The sequence below is a fragment of the Streptomyces sp. B21-105 genome (genome assembly GCF_036898465.1).
Classification (GTDB): domain Bacteria; phylum Actinomycetota; class Actinomycetes; order Streptomycetales; family Streptomycetaceae; genus Streptomyces.
In genome coordinates this window covers 8367377-8381272 of the sequence record NZ_JARUMJ010000001.1, presented here as the reverse complement: position 1 = coordinate 8381272, position 13896 = coordinate 8367377, and the positions used below count along the sequence as shown (strand labels likewise).

The window sequence follows — 13896 nt, the reverse complement described above, 5'->3', positions numbered from 1 at the left end:
GGGGATCACCGGGGGCACCGGGGGCACCGGGATCACCGGGGGCACCGGGGGCACCGGGGGCACCGGGGCCGAGGAATCCCGTGGGCCGTCAGGCGTTGAACCCTGTATGAGCTCACTGATCGCCTCGGCCCGCTTCTCCGTCCTCGACCGCTCACGCACCCGTGAGGGGCACACCGGCGCGCAGGCGCTGCGGGACACCGTGCGGCTGGCGCAGGAGGCGGAGCGGCTCGGCTACCACCGGTTCTGGGTGTCGGAGCACCACGGCGTGCCGGGTGTCGCCGGGTCCGCGCCCACCGTCCTGGCGGCCGCCGTGGCCGGCGCGACGGACACCATCCGCGTCGGCACCGGCGGGGTGATGCTGCCCAACCACCGCCCGCTGGTCGTGGCCGAGCAGTTCGGCGTCCTGGAGTCCCTGTTCCCGGGCCGCATCGACATGGGGCTCGGGCGTTCGGTGGGCTTCACCGACGGGGTGCGCAGGGCGCTGGGCCGGGACAAGGACGACGCCGACGACTTCGCGGGGCAACTGCAAGAGCTGCTCGACTGGTTCGCCGGCGCTTCGCCGACGGGGGTGCACGCCCGGCCGTCGGAGGGGCTGGCCGTACCGCCGTTCGTGCTGGCCCTGGGCGAGGGTGCGGAGATCGCCGCCCGCGCGGGCCTGCCGATGGTCGTCGGCGACCTCCGCGACCGCGAGAGGATGCTGCGCGCCATCGACCGCTACCGCGCCGCCTTCCGGCCCTCGCCGTGGGCGGCCGAGCCGTACGTCGTCGTCTCGGGGACGGTCGCGGTGGCCGCGACGCCCGAGGCCGCGCGCCGGCTGCTGATACCGGAGGCCTGGTCCATGGCGTACTCGCGGACCCACGGCGCCTTCCCTGCGCTGCCACCCGCCGAGGAGGCCGAGCGACGGCCGATGACCGCCAAGGCGCGCGGGTTCTACGAGTCCGGGCTCGCCGGCGGCGTCGTCGGCGACGAGGAGCAGGTCGCCCGGGAGCTGGAGTCCCTGCTCGACGAGACGGGTGCGCAGGAGGTGCTGGTGACGACCAGCACCTACGACCGGGCGGCGCTGCTGGGCTCCTACCGACGGCTCGCCGGGATCGTCGACCGGGAGCGCCACGACGGCGCGCACCTGGCCGCGACCCCGCACCCGTAGCCCGGGCGATCGACGTCGGCCCAGGACCCGGCCCGCGCGCTCATCGCCGGACGCCGCTCACCCCCGGACGCGCTGCTCCCGCCAAGCCCGGTAGTGGTCCGTCACGGTCTCCTCGATCGGGCGGTAGACGAGTCCGAGTTCCTCGGTGCTTCTGTGGTTGTCGACGCGGAAGCGGATCCCGAGGTGGCTGCGGATGTAGGCCTGGGAGAGGCCGAAGGCGGGGCCGAGGACGCGGACCGGCCAGTGCGGAAGGGCCGTCCGGGGCAGGCGCAGGTTCCTCGGGTGCTGCTCCAGGAGGATCTTCGCCATCCGGTGGAAGGAGGTCATCTCCTCGGCGGCGAGGATGTACCGGCCGTGGGCGCCGGGGTGTTCGGCGGCCGCGATGTGGGCCGCGGCCACGTCCCGCACGTCGACCGTGGTGAAGCTGAAGTCCGGGGCACCGTAGAAGAAGTAGCCCTTGAACAGTTCGTCGAGCAGGAACAGGCTGCCCGAGTCGGAGGACGGGGTGAGCGAAGGCCCCAGGATCAGGCCGGGGTTGAGGGAGACCATGCGCCAGCGGTCCTGCGCGGCCTCGGCCTCCCAGGCCGCCTGCTCGGCGACCGTCTTGGCGTAGTGGTAGGGGTTGTTCTCCACCGTGCTGGTGGTGTTGACGTACTTCTCCGACAGCGTCCCGCCGTCCATCTCCCGTACGTCGGCGTAGTCGCCGAAGATCGCGCCCACCGTGGAGGTGAGGACGAGCCGGCGGACCGTCGGCGTGCGCTCGATCGACGCCACGACGTTGCGGGTGCCCCGCAGGGCGGGTTCCACGACGTCCCGCCGGCCGTCCTTGATCTTCTCCGGCATCAGGAACGGCGAGGCGACATGGAAGACCACCGTGCAGGCCCGCATCGCCTCGTCGAAGGAGCCCTCGGTCAGCAGGTCGGCCTCGAAGAGGTCGAGGCGGCCGGGAAAGGCGTCCTGGAGCGCGTGCAGCGGGCCGCACTTGGCCGCGTTCGCCGTGGAGCGCACGGTGGTGTGCACGCGGTGGCCGCGTGCGAGGAGCTGCTGGACGAGATGCGCGGCCACGAAGCCGCTGCCGCCCGTCACCAGCACCGGTGTGCCGGCCGGATCCGTACTCACACGCGCTCCCCTCGGAAGTTCGGGACGCGTCATGATCCCATCAACTCGGCGCGCCCGCCCCTCCGTTGCGCCCCGCCCGTCCCGCAGATGCGAGACGGGGCCGGGGAGCACCACTCCCGGCCCCGCCCGTCCGCACCTTCGGCGAACGCTCTACCGACCCGACCCGACCCGACCCGGGCCTACCGCTTGGCGGCTTTCCGGGTCGCCCGCAGCCATTCCTTGTTCATGCCGGTGATGGACATCAGCGGAATGCCCTTGGGGCAGGCCGTCGCGCACTCCCCGGCGAGGGTGCAGCCGCCGAACCCCTCCTCGTCCATCTGCGCCACCATGTCCAGCACCCGGGTCTCCCGCTCGGGCGCGCCCTGCGGCAGCACGTTCAGGTGGTTGACCTTGGCGGAGGTGAACAGCATCGCCGCGCCGTTGGGGCAGGCGGCCACGCACGCCCCGCAGCCGATGCACTCCGCGTGCTCGAAGGCGAGGTCGGCGTCCGGCTTGGGCACCGGTGTGGCATGGGCCTCGGGTGCGGCGCCGGTGGGTGCGGTGACGTACCCGCCGGCCTGGATGATCCGGTCGAAGGCGCTGCGGTCGACCACCAGGTCCTTGACGACGGGGAAGGCGGCGGCCCGCCACGGCTCGACGTCGATGGTGTCGCCGTCCCGGAAGGACCGCATGTGCAGTTGGCAGGTGGTGGTGCGCTCCGGTCCGTGCGCGTCGCCGTTGATGACGAGCGAGCACGCGCCGCAGATGCCCTCGCGGCAGTCGTGGTCGAAGGCGACGGGGTCGTCGCCGGACAGGATGAGCTCTTCGTTGAGGGTGTCGAGCATCTCCAGGAAGGACATGTCGGGCGAGATGCCGTCCACCTCGTACGTGGACATGGCGCCTTCGGCGTCGGTGTTGCGCTGCCGCCAGACGCGCAGGGTGAGCCTCATGCGTAGCTCCGCTGGATGGGGTGGACGTACTCGAAGACCAGGTCTTCCCTGTGCAGGGTGGGCGCCGCGCCCGTCCCGGTGAACTCCCAGGCGGCGGCGTAGCCGAACTCGTCGTCGCGGCGGGCGGCCTCGCCGTCGGGGGTCTGGGACTCCTCGCGGAAGTGGCCGCCGCAGGACTCGGCGCGGTGCAGCGCGTCGAGGCACATCAGCTCGGCGAGTTCGAGGTAGTCGACGATCCGGTTGGCCTTCTCCAGGGACTGGTTGAACTCCTCGCCGGTTCCGGGGACCTTGATGCGCCGCCAGAACTCCTCGCGGATCTGCGGGATGCGCTCCAGGGCCTTGCGCAGTCCGGCGTCCGTGCGGGCCATGCCGCAGAACTCCCACATCAGTTCGCCGAGTTCGCGGTGGAAGGAGTCCGGGGTGCGGTCGCCGTCCACCGCCAGCAGCAGGTTGAGACGGTCGTGGGTGTCGGCCAGCACCTCCTGGACGGCGGGGTGTTCGTCGCTCACCTCGCTCTGGCGCGGGTTGCGGGCGAGGTAGTCGTTGATGGTGGCCGGCAGGACGAAGTAGCCGTCCGCGAGGCCCTGCATCAGGGCGGAGGCGCCGAGGCGGTTCGCGCCGTGGTCGGAGAAGTTGGCCTCGCCGATCGCGAACAGGCCGGGGACGGTGGTCTGCAGGTCGTAGTCGACCCACAGTCCGCCCATCGTGTAGTGCACGGCCGGGTAGATCCGCATCGGGACCTCGTACGGATCCTCGTCGGTGATCCGCCGGTACATGTCGAAGAGGTTGCCGTACCGGGCCTCGACGGCCTTGCGGCCCAGGCGTGCGATCGCGTCGGCGAAGTCCAGGTACACGCCCTGTCCGCCCGGGCCGACGCCGCGGCCCTCGTCGCAGACGTTCTTCGCGGCGCGCGACGCGATGTCGCGTGGGACCAGGTTGCCGAATGCGGGGTAGACGCGCTCCAGGTAGTAGTCGCGCTCGTCCTCGGGGATGCGGTGCGGCGGACGGTCGTCGCCCTTGGTCTTCGGCACCCAGATCCGGCCGTCGTTGCGCAGCGACTCGCTCATCAGCGTCAGCTTCGACTGGTGGTCGCCGGTGCGCGGGATGCAGGTCGGATGGATCTGGGTGAAACACGGGTTGGCGAACCAGGCGCCACGCCGGTGCGCCCGCCAGATCGCGGTGGCGTTGGAGTTCATGGCGTTGGTCGACAGGTAGAAGACGTTTCCGTAACCGCCGCTGGCCAGGACGACGGCGTCCGCGACGTAGGTGTCGATCTTCCCGGTGATCAGGTCACGGGCCACGATGCCCCGGGCCCGGCCGTCGACGACGATCAGGTCGAGCATCTCGGTCCGCGGGTGCATCTCGACGTTGCCGGCGGCGATCTGCCTGCTGAGGGCCTGGTAGGCGCCGAGGAGCAGTTGCTGCCCCGTCTGGCCGCGGGCGTAGAAGGTCCGCGAGACCTGCACGCCGCCGAACGAGCGGGTGTCGAGCAGTCCGCCGTACTCGCGGGCGAAGGGCACGCCCTGTGCCACGCACTGGTCGATGATCTCGACGGAGATCTGCGCGAGCCGGTGCACGTTGGACTCCCGGGCCCGGAAGTCGCCGCCCTTGACGGTGTCGTAGAACAGGCGGTGCACGGAGTCGCCGTCGTTACGGTAGTTCTTCGCCGCGTTGATGCCGCCCTGGGCGGCGATGGAGTGGGCGCGCCGCGGGGAGTCCTGGTAGCAGAACTGGACCACGTGGTAGCCCTGTTCGGCGAGCGTGGCGCCGGCCGAGCCGCCCGCGAGGCCGGTGCCGACGACGATCACCGTGTGCCTGCGCCGGTTGGCGGGGTTGACCAGCTTGGCCTCGAAGCGGCGCGTGTCCCAGCGCTCGGCGACGGGGCCGGACGGTGCCTTGGCGTCGACGACCGGCTCACCGGTCGTGTAGTGCGCGTAGGACGGGAAGGGACTCATGTTCAGCTCACCACTTTGGTCATGACGCCCACGGGCACGGCGAGGAATCCGGCCGTGAGCAGCAGTGCGAGGACGTCGGCGAAGATCTTGAGGGCGCGGTCGCGGGTGCGGCTGCCCACGCCGAGGGTCTGGGCGGCGCTCCAGAAGCCGTGCCGCACGTGCAGGCCGACGGCGAGCATCGCCACGATGTAGATGACGTTCCCGTACCAGGTGGAGAAGGTGTCCACGACGTTCTGGTACGGGTGGCCCTCCTGGAAGCCGCCGCTGTGCACGGTGCCGGTGGTCAGGTCGAGGATGTGCCACACGATGAAGAGGGCGAGGATGATCCCGCCCCAGCGCATGGTGCGGGTGGCGTAGCTCGCCCGCGGCTTCTTGTGCACGTACTTGCTGGGCCGCGCCCTGAGGTCGCGGCGGCTGAGCTGGTAGGCGGACACGGCGTGGGCGACCACCGCGACGACCAGCACCACCCGGACCAGCCAGAGCGTCCACTCGTAGTGCATGAACGGTTCGCCGACCGTGCGCAGCCAGTGGGCGTAGTGGTTGAACTCCGCCGGGCCGAAGAAGATCTTGAGGTTGCCGATGACGTGGGCGACCAGGTACAGCAGCATGATCATGCCGCTGACGGCCATCACCGTCTTCTTGCCGACGGAGGAGTCCCACACGGTGCGCGCCATGGACGACCGTCGGTCCGTCCGCGTTGCCAGAGCCATGTCTGCAGACGCTACGGCGGGGCCGACCGATCGGTCCAAGACATGGTCTGCCTGGATTCCATAGCCCAGGACTATCGTCGGCGTATGCTGGCGGTATGCAGTTCCAGCAGCTCCAGTACTTCGTGGCGGTCGCCGAGACCCGGCACTTCACCCGGGCCGCCGAGCTCGTGCACGTGGCGCAGCCGTCGCTGTCGCAGCAGATCAAGGCGCTGGAGCGGGAGTTGGGGGCGGATCTGTTCTTGCGGGCGCGGGGCAACATCACACTCACGGACGCCGGTGAGGCGCTGCTGCCCCTGGCCCGGCGGATCCTCGCGGACACCGAGACCGCCCGGTACGAGGTGCAGGAGCTGGTGCAGCTGCGCGGCGGCCGGGTGCGGCTCGGGGCGACGCCCAGTGTCTGCACGGGCCTGCTCCCGGACGTGCTGCGCGCCTTCCACGACCGCTATCCGGGGATCCGGCTGCTGATCGAGGAGGGCGGTTCGCACGACCTCGTCCGCGAGCTGGCGCGCGGCGCCCTCGACCTCGCCCTGGTCGTCCTGCCCCTGCCCACCCCGTCCCCGGCGCTGACCACGGTGGAGCTGCTGCGCGAGGACCTGGTGGTGGTGTCGTCACCGGAGGCGACCGGGCCGGGGCAGGGGCGGACCGTGCGGATCGCCGACCTGGAGGGCGAGCGCCTGGTGATGTTCCGGCACGGTTACGACCTGCGGGAACTCACCGTGGCCGCGTGCCGCGCGGAGGGTTTCGAACCCGACTTCGCGGTCGAGGGCGGCGAGATGGACGCGGTGCTCGGGTTCGTGCGGGCCGGCCTCGGGGTGGCCGTCGTCCCCCGGATGGTGGCCGCCCGCTCCGGCCGGGGCCTGCGGGTCACGCCGCTCGCCCGGCCGGGCCTGTTCCGCACGATCGCCCTGGCCCACCGCAGCGACGTGGCGCCGCCCCGCGCGGCGCGGGAGCTGCAGCGCATGCTGCTGGAGCGGTGACCCGGCCCGCGTGTGCGGCCCGGTGACCCGGCCCGCGTGTGCGGCGCGCCAGGGCGGCGCCGACCGCCTCGGCAACCGGCCGGCCCGCCGCGCGCGGGCTCCCGGTCCGGGCCGCGAACGCCCCGCTCCCCCGCCCGGAGCGGTCGCGCCCGAGGTCAGCCCGTCGCGTCCACGAGGGCCAGGTCGTGGAGGCGGTCCGGGGGGCCGGGGCGGGCGTAGTACCAGCCCTGGGCCGTGTCGCAGCCGAGTATCCGCAGCTGCTCGGCCTGGGCGCCGGTCTCCACGCCCTCGACGGTGACCGCGAGGTCCAGACTGTGCGCGAGCGAGACGATGCCCTCGACGATCTTGAGGTCGACCGGGTCCGCCGGGAACTGCTGCATGCCCTGGGTGAAGGAGCGGTCCAGCTTGAGCACGCTCACCGGGAGCCGGCGCAGGTTGGCGAGGTTGGAGTAGCCCGTGCCGAAGTCGTCGAGCGCGATGTCCACGCCCATCTCGGCGAGCCGGCGCAGCGGTTTGAGCAGGGCGTCGTCGGCGCCGATCAACGCCGACTCCGTCACCTCCAGGCACAGCGCGGCCGGGTCGACGCCCGCGCGCTCCAGGATGTCGACGGTGTCCTGCACCAGGCCGGGGTGGGTGAGCTGGCACGGGGACAGGTTGACGTTGATCCGCAGCGGGCCGGTGTCCTCGTCGCGGTCACGCCACTCACCGGCCTGCCGTACCGACTCCTCCAGCACCCAGCGGCCCAGCGGCACGATCAGCCCGGTGTGCTCGGCGAGCGGGATGAACCGGTCGGGTCCGAGCACCCCGTGCTGCGGATGCAGCCAGCGCACCAGCGCCTCCGCGCCGCGCACGCTGCCGTCGCCGAGGTGGACCAGCGGCTGGTACTCGATGAAGAACTCGCCGCGTTCGAGGGCTGCCGGGAGCGCCGTCGTCAGGCCGTGCCGGGTGATGGCGCGGGCGTCGGCCTCCGGGTCGGCGACCTCGAAGCGGTTGCCGCCCGCCGACTTGGCCCGGTACATGGTGATGTCGGCGCTGCGCAGCACCTCCGCCGCGCTGCGCTCCCCGGCCGGCCCTTCGACGATGCCGATGCTGCCGCGCACGGTCAGCTCACGGCCGTCGATGCCGACGGGCGCGACCAGCGCGTTCATGATGCGCGCGGCGAGCTCGTCGACCTCGTGGCGGGTGTCGGGGCCGGTGGTCAGCGCCACGAACTCGTCGCCGCCGAGGCGGGCGACCATCTCGCCGGGCGCGGTCGCGCAGGACTGCAGCCGGTCGGCGACCTCCACCAGCAGCCGGTCGCCGGCGGCGTGCCCGAGGCTGTCGTTGATGGTCTTGAAGCCGTCGAGGTCGAGGTAGCACAGGCCGAACCGGCGGCCCTCGCCGGCCGCCAGCACCTTCTCCAGCCGTTCGAAGAACAGGGTGCGGTTGGGCAGTCCGGTGAGCGCGTCGTGGGTGGCCTCGTAGCGCAGCCGCAGATTGAGCAGCCGGCGCTCGGTGGTGTCCTCCATCAGGGCCAGCTGGTACTGCGGGACCCCGTCGGCGTCCCGCAGCAGCGACACCGTCAGATTGGTCCACAGGACCGTGCCGTCGGGGCGGCTGAACGCCTTCTCCGTGTGGTAGTGCTCACGTTCGCCGCGGACGAGCTCGTCGTACAGCCGCCAGGTCTGCGGCGGGTCCTCGGGGTGGGTGAGCTCCTGGACCTTGCGGCCCCGCAGCGACTGCTCCGAACCGCCGAACATGCGCGACAACGCCCCGTTGACCTGGAGGACGTTGCCCTCCAGGTCGGCGATGCTGATCCCTATCGCGGCGCCCTCGAAGACCGCGCGGAAGCGGGCCTCGCTGGCGTGCAGCGCCTGCGCGACGACGCCCTGGGCGCGCAACGCGGCCTGGGCGATGGCCTCCTGCTCGGCGAGGGTGCGCTCGCGCAGCGCCGCCGCGTAGCCGCCCGCCATGGCGTGCTGCAGCCGTGAGGCGCGGGTGCGCAGGTCTTCCTGGGGGCCGTCCTCGCCGCAGTAGAGCACCAGATAGGCGTCGACGCAGTCGAGCGTGCGGCTGAGCGCCTCGGGGTCGGTGCAGTGCACCTCGACCAGGGCGGCGCCGACCGCTTTGGCGGCGTCGGCGTCGAGGGTCCGATCCAGCAGCGCCGCACGCAACCGCCCCGCCAGCGGCAGGAGTTGCTCTTCGAGCTCGGGGCGGGTCAGCGACGTCGAGGTCACCGGGTACACGGCCCGGCTCCAGATCGTCACGAACCGCCGCAGTCTGTCCTCCGGCCCGTCCGGCTCCGCACTCACGCCGTACGCCCCACGCCGGCGAACCCGGAGAAGGCCCACGGGTCCTCGTCCTCCGGCGCCGTGTCCGGCCGCCAGTGCGGCATCGGCACCAGTCCCGGCTCCACCATGTCGTACCCCTCGAAGAACCGCCCGATCTCGTCACGCGAGCGCATGACCAGCGGATTGCGAATGTCCTTGTATACGTCGACGGCGCCCTCGGCCCGCTGCGACAGCTGCGGGATTCCCTCGTACGAGGCATGCGTGAGCACCAGCAGACTGCCGGGCGCGAGCGCGGCGCCGAGTTCGGCGACCGCCGCGTACGGGTCGTCGGCGTCCTCGACGAAGTGGAGCACGGCGACCAGCAGCAGGGCCACCGGCCGCTCCAGGTAGAGCAGTTGCCCCACCTGCGGGCTGGTCAGGATCTCCCGCGGCTTGCGCAGGTCGGCGGCCACGACGTCGACGCCGTCGCAGTCCGCCAGCACCGCCTCGCTGTGCGCCACGGCCACCGGGTCGTGGTCGACGTAGACCACGCGCGCGCCGGGGCTCGCCGCCCGGGCGATTTCGTGCGCGTTGCCGAACGTGGGGATCCCGGAGCCGATGTCGAGGAACTGGGTGACGCCCTCGGCGACCGCGTACCGCACGGCACGGCGCATGAACGCCCGGTTCGCCTGACTGATCTTCGGCAGTCCGGGGATGAACTCCATGGCCTTGCGGGCCGCTTCCCGGTCCACCTCGAAGTTGTGCGATCCGCCCAGGTAGTAGTCGTAGATCCGCGAGACGCTCGGCACCGAGATGTCGATGCTCCGAGGGGCCCAGGCGGGACGCTCCATCTATCTCTCCAAGGCGTAGGCGATCCGGTGTTCGAGCTGAGGCTACTGATCGCCCGCCAAACGGGCGAGGGGAAACGGAAATTGACCGTCCGTTCCCGGTCACTGCCTCCGGCACGTGCCGGACCGACGACCCCCGCGGGGCCACGAAAAGTGTCCGGGACGCTCCGGAGAGTTCCGGAAGCGGCCCGGAGGGCGGCCGAATTCTACGCACACGAGGCGGGGGCCCGACAAGCACAGCGGTCCGCCCCCTCCGTGCGGCGCGGAGGGGGCGGACCAACGGGTCGTGCGCGAGGGGGCGGCTTTCGGGAACCGGCCCTGGGGAGGCGTTCCTACTGCCCCGGCGCTCCGACCAGCTTTCCGTCGGGCGCGACGGCGTACCAGGTGCCGCCCACGCCCTGACCGTTGATGTCGCCGGGAGCCTTGTCACCGGAGAAGGTGTAGATCGGCGAGCAGTTGACCGTCTGCTGCTTGACGCCGTCACCCCGGGTGAAGCTCATCAGGCCCTTCTTCTGGACGCCCTTGGTGTCGTTCGGCTCGACCGGCTCCACCGCCGGCCACTTCTCCAGGCACGGGCCGTTGCAGTTCGAGACCGGCTTGGGCCACGCCTTGTCCTTCAGGAACCGGTAGACGGTCATGCCGTTCTTGTCGACGACGATGTCACCGAGATTGGGGTCCTTGCGGACGGACAGCCCGGCCAGGGCGGCATCGCCGCCTCCGCCCCCGCCACTCGCGCCGCCGCCCTTGGCCTTCTTGCCCTCGGGGGTCAGCGCGAACCACTTGTTGCCCACGCCCTGGCCGGTGGTGTCGCCGGGATTGGCGTCCTTGGCGTAGTAGTAGGCGGGCCAGCCGCCCACGGTGAGCTGCTTGCTGCCGTCGGAGCGGGTGATCTCGCCGAGCAGCGACTTGTCGATGCCGTCGCCGGCGCTCGCGTCGTCGGCGGACACCGGCGGCCAGGCGGTCGCGCAGTCGCCCTCACAGTTCGACTTCGGGGGTTCAGCGGTGTCCGCGTCGAAGCGGTAGAGGGTCTTGCCGGTGCCGTCGGTGAGGATCTTGCCCAGTTCCGCGTTCGCGCTGACGGCCAGCTCGCCCGTCGATCCGCCCTGTGCTCCGGTGCCCGCGCCGACGCCGCCGGGCGCCGGGCTCGCACTGGCGCCGACCTGGCCGTAACCGCTGCCGACGCCCCCGATGCCACCGGCCGGAGCCGTGGCCCCGACGTTCTGGCTCGACGCTGACGTGCCGCTTTCCGATCCGCACGCCGTCGTCAGCGCCAGTACGGCCACGGTGCCAGCCGCGAGTGAGGCGCTCCGCCAGGTGGTCTTCATCGTCAACAACTCCCCGATCCTCCCAAGGTGTTGCGGCGCCCTGCTGCGCCACCGCACGACACTGGGTACGCATGCGGAGGTCCGTTGTGTTCAACAGCGGCACAAATTTCTTTCCACGACCTGTGACGCGGGCCGTCCCCGGCCGCCCCGGGCCGCTCACGACGTCCCCGCCGGACGCCCTCACCGCACGCCCCCGTCGGACGTCCCCACCTGCACGGAACGCGACGATCGCACAGACGGACGACGGGCCGCATAAGCGAACGCACCGCCCGGCAAACCTGGGGAACCGTTCTTCCCCCGTTCGGGGCAATCCCCGCCGGGCGAGGACTCCCCTCGCCGCGCGAGGCCGCATGATCTCCGACGTGCATGGACCCGAACCGACCCGATCCGCCCTCGTCACACGAGGTCTGGCCCTGGTGACCGCGGTCTGGATCCTCGCGGCCGTCCCGGCCGGCGTGGCGACGGCCGACGCGTGCGCGTACGCCTCGACGGGCCAGGACGGCACCGAGGCGGTGGCCGTCGCGGGGAGCCACGGGTGGCAGGCCTCCCCTGTCTGCCCGCAGCCCACCCCGCCGCCCGAGCCACCGGAACCGCCCGAGCCGCCGAAGCCGGAACCGCCCGAACCGACCCCGCCCCCGCCGCCCACACCCACCCCTGCGCCCACCCCGCCCCGGTCACCGGCGCCGGCCCCGAAGCCGCCTCCCTACGCGCCCCGGCCCCCGGCGCCGAAACCGCGCCCCGAGCCACCGGCCCCTGCGCCGCCGCGCCGCGCCGCGCCGCGGCCGGCCCCCACACCCCCGCCGGCCCCCACACCCCCGCCGGCCCCCACGCCCGCCCCGACGCCCGCCCCGCGCCCCTCGGCGGCCCCGGTGACCTACCCCGCCTACCACGCGAAGGCACGTCAGCGACCTGCCCGCGGGCGCCGGTCGCCGGTCACCTACGTCCTGCTCGTCACCGTGCCCGCGCTGATCGCCGTCGCCGCGCTGCGACCGCGCTGATGCCGATCCTGGAGGCTTTCCTTGCCGGAATGGCTTGTTCTCACCCTCGCGATGCTCGCCGCCTGTGCGGTGGTGGTCGTCATCACCCTCGTACGGCACCGCAGGGCACCCGAGGACGAGGACCCCTCCGAGACCCCGGACGTCATCGAGTACATGACGATGTGGATCGGCGTGGTGTACGCCATCGTCCTCGGTCTGGCCATCGCCGGCGTCTGGGAGGCGCGGAGTACCGCCCAGGACCATGTGCAGGCCGAGGCGCAGGCGCTGCACGAGATCTCCGAGCGGGTGCGCGTCTATCCGGCGGACGTCCGTGACCGTGTTCGAGCGGATGTCAACGCCTATGTCGGACACGTCGTCACCAAGGAATGGAAGGAGATGGCCGACGGCGGCGACGTCAGCCGGCGCGGCGACGAGCTCCTCCAGCAGGTCCGGGTGGACGTCACCGACTACCAACCGGCCTCCGACTTCCAGGCACAGGCCTACCAGCCGCTGCTGGACCAACTGGCGGCGGCCGACCAGGCACGCAACGCCCGCGCCGATTCGACGGGGGCGACCATGCCCGGCGTGGTGTGGTTCGGGCTGCTGGCGGGGGCCGTCATCACCATCGGCATGGTGTTCGCGCTGCAGATCCGGCGCACCACCCGCGAACTGGTCCTGGCCGGGCTGTTCTCGGCGCTCATCGCCTTCCTGCTCTTCCTCATCTGGGACTTCGACGCGCCCTACAGCCGCGGTGTCTCCGCGTCGGCCGAACCGTTCCTCCGGCTGTTCCCGGGAATCGGGAGCTGAGGCCCTCGGGGCCGGCCCCGGGCTGTCCCACACACACGCCCCGGAGGGCGGCCGCCACGCCGCCGCCGTCACCCGGGTGCGGGAACGACGTCCCCCGAGCGACCCACAGGCATGCCCCATTCGTACGACAGCGATCGCGGGAGCGCACACGTGTTCCTAGCGTTTCGGTCATCGAGGTGCGTTGTCGGCAACGAGCGGAACAGGTCCGCAGCCGCTCCTCGGGGACCGGAGGATCCATCATGGGCGCGATACGCGTCGCTTCGGCCGCATTTCTGGGCGTCGCCGCCCTGACCTGCTTCGCACCGGCCGCCGTCGCGAGCGACGACGACAACCACTACGTCATGTCCAACGGCTACCGGGTGCTGCCCTCGACGGTCGCCGCGGGCGGCGAGGTCGTCCTCGAGGTCGACCGTGTCACCAGCGGCTGCCGCAGCTCCGTGAGGGTCACCTCGGGCGTGTTCGACGCCGTCGTCGTCCCGAAGGGTTCCACGTCGGCGGTGGCGGTGGTCGACCGGCACGCCGAGCCGGGCGCCTCGTACCGGGTGACGTTCGGCTGCGGCGGCGTCAGCGCCGTCAAGGAACTGACGATCGCCGCCGCCCGTCCGGATCCCGTGCGCCCCGAGCCGCCACGGGGCGTGCACGCCGGTGAGGGGGGCAGCGCCGCCGGGTTCGACCTCCGGGAGATCGGGCTGGGCTCGGCGCTCATCGCGGGTTCCGTGGCCGCGGCCTACCGCGTCGCGCGGCGCCGCACGGGCGAGGACGGCGGCTGACGGCTCGCCGCACACGGGACTTCGCCGCACACGGGGCTTCGCCCCGGAACCCAGCAGGTCCGGGGCGAAGTCCGGTGTCACGT

12 protein-coding genes are annotated in these 13896 nt (G+C 72.1%); 5 read left to right on the top strand and 7 right to left on the bottom strand.

All coding sequences use genetic code 11. The features are described 5' to 3' along the window. Positions 1 to 106 precede the first annotated feature (106 nt). A complete protein-coding gene (locus QA802_RS37490) occupies positions 107 to 1147 on the top strand; it encodes an LLM class flavin-dependent oxidoreductase (RefSeq protein WP_334532470.1) in 1041 nt (346 codons plus the stop codon). Between the two features lie 57 nt (positions 1148 to 1204). Here QA802_RS37490 and QA802_RS37485 read toward each other — a convergent pair whose 3' ends face one another. From QA802_RS37485 to QA802_RS37470, 4 genes are all read right to left on the bottom strand, one after another. Further along, the gene (locus QA802_RS37485; protein ID WP_334532467.1) at positions 1205 to 2266 is read right to left on the bottom strand and encodes an NAD-dependent epimerase/dehydratase family protein; all 1062 of its coding nucleotides are present in this window, start codon (positions 2264 to 2266) and stop codon (positions 1205 to 1207) included. Positions 2267 to 2445: 179 nt separating this feature from the next. Then, positions 2446 to 3195, bottom strand: coding sequence for a succinate dehydrogenase/fumarate reductase iron-sulfur subunit (locus QA802_RS37480; RefSeq protein WP_334532464.1), 750 nt, complete (start codon positions 3193 to 3195; stop codon positions 2446 to 2448). Then, complete coding sequence (locus QA802_RS37475; protein ID WP_334532461.1) at positions 3192 to 5150, bottom strand: fumarate reductase/succinate dehydrogenase flavoprotein subunit; 1959 nt, start codon at positions 5148 to 5150, stop codon at positions 3192 to 3194. Before QA802_RS37475 ends, QA802_RS37480 begins: the two co-directional genes overlap by 4 nt. A gap of 2 nt (positions 5151 to 5152) precedes the next feature. Beyond that, positions 5153 to 5824: a succinate dehydrogenase gene (locus tag QA802_RS37470; protein WP_334535134.1), complete on the bottom strand. Its 672-nt coding sequence runs from the start codon at positions 5822 to 5824 to the stop codon at positions 5153 to 5155. Positions 5825 to 5955: 131 nt separating this feature from the next. On the opposite strand from QA802_RS37470, the gene QA802_RS37465 reads away from it, so the two are divergent. Continuing rightward, positions 5956 to 6837, top strand: a complete 882-nt coding sequence (locus QA802_RS37465; protein ID WP_334532458.1) for a LysR family transcriptional regulator — start codon at positions 5956 to 5958, stop codon at positions 6835 to 6837. A 155-nt stretch (positions 6838 to 6992) separates the two neighbouring features. Here the strand turns inward: QA802_RS37465 and QA802_RS37460 are convergent, their stop codons facing one another. From QA802_RS37460 to QA802_RS37450, 3 genes are all read right to left on the bottom strand, one after another. Continuing rightward, positions 6993 to 9128: a putative bifunctional diguanylate cyclase/phosphodiesterase gene (locus tag QA802_RS37460; protein WP_334532455.1), complete on the bottom strand. Its 2136-nt coding sequence runs from the start codon at positions 9126 to 9128 to the stop codon at positions 6993 to 6995. Then, complete coding sequence (locus QA802_RS37455) at positions 9125 to 9937, bottom strand: SAM-dependent methyltransferase (RefSeq protein WP_334532452.1); 813 nt, start codon at positions 9935 to 9937, stop codon at positions 9125 to 9127. The genes QA802_RS37460 and QA802_RS37455 overlap by 4 nt, the downstream gene beginning before the upstream one ends. 329 nt (positions 9938 to 10266) lie before the next feature. Next, positions 10267 to 11259 carry an SCO0930 family lipoprotein gene (locus QA802_RS37450; RefSeq protein WP_334532450.1) on the bottom strand — a complete coding sequence of 331 codons (993 nt, stop codon included), beginning with the start codon at positions 11257 to 11259 and terminating at the stop codon, positions 10267 to 10269. 362 nt (positions 11260 to 11621) lie between these two features. Here QA802_RS37450 and QA802_RS37445 point away from each other — a divergent pair, with 362 nt between their 5' ends. The 3 genes from QA802_RS37445 (at position 11622) to QA802_RS37435 (ending at position 13813) form a co-directional block, all read left to right on the top strand. Beyond that, positions 11622 to 12257, top strand: coding sequence for a hypothetical protein (locus tag QA802_RS37445; protein WP_334532448.1), 636 nt, complete (start codon positions 11622 to 11624; stop codon positions 12255 to 12257). Positions 12258 to 12278: 21 nt separating this feature from the next. Next, entirely contained in the window at positions 12279 to 13043 is a 765-nt protein-coding gene (locus QA802_RS37440) for a bestrophin-like domain (RefSeq protein ID WP_334532446.1), read from the top strand. 239 nt (positions 13044 to 13282) lie between these two features. Next, entirely contained in the window at positions 13283 to 13813 is a 531-nt protein-coding gene (locus QA802_RS37435; protein WP_334532444.1) for a hypothetical protein, read from the top strand. The last annotated feature ends 83 nt before the right edge of the window (positions 13814 to 13896 follow it).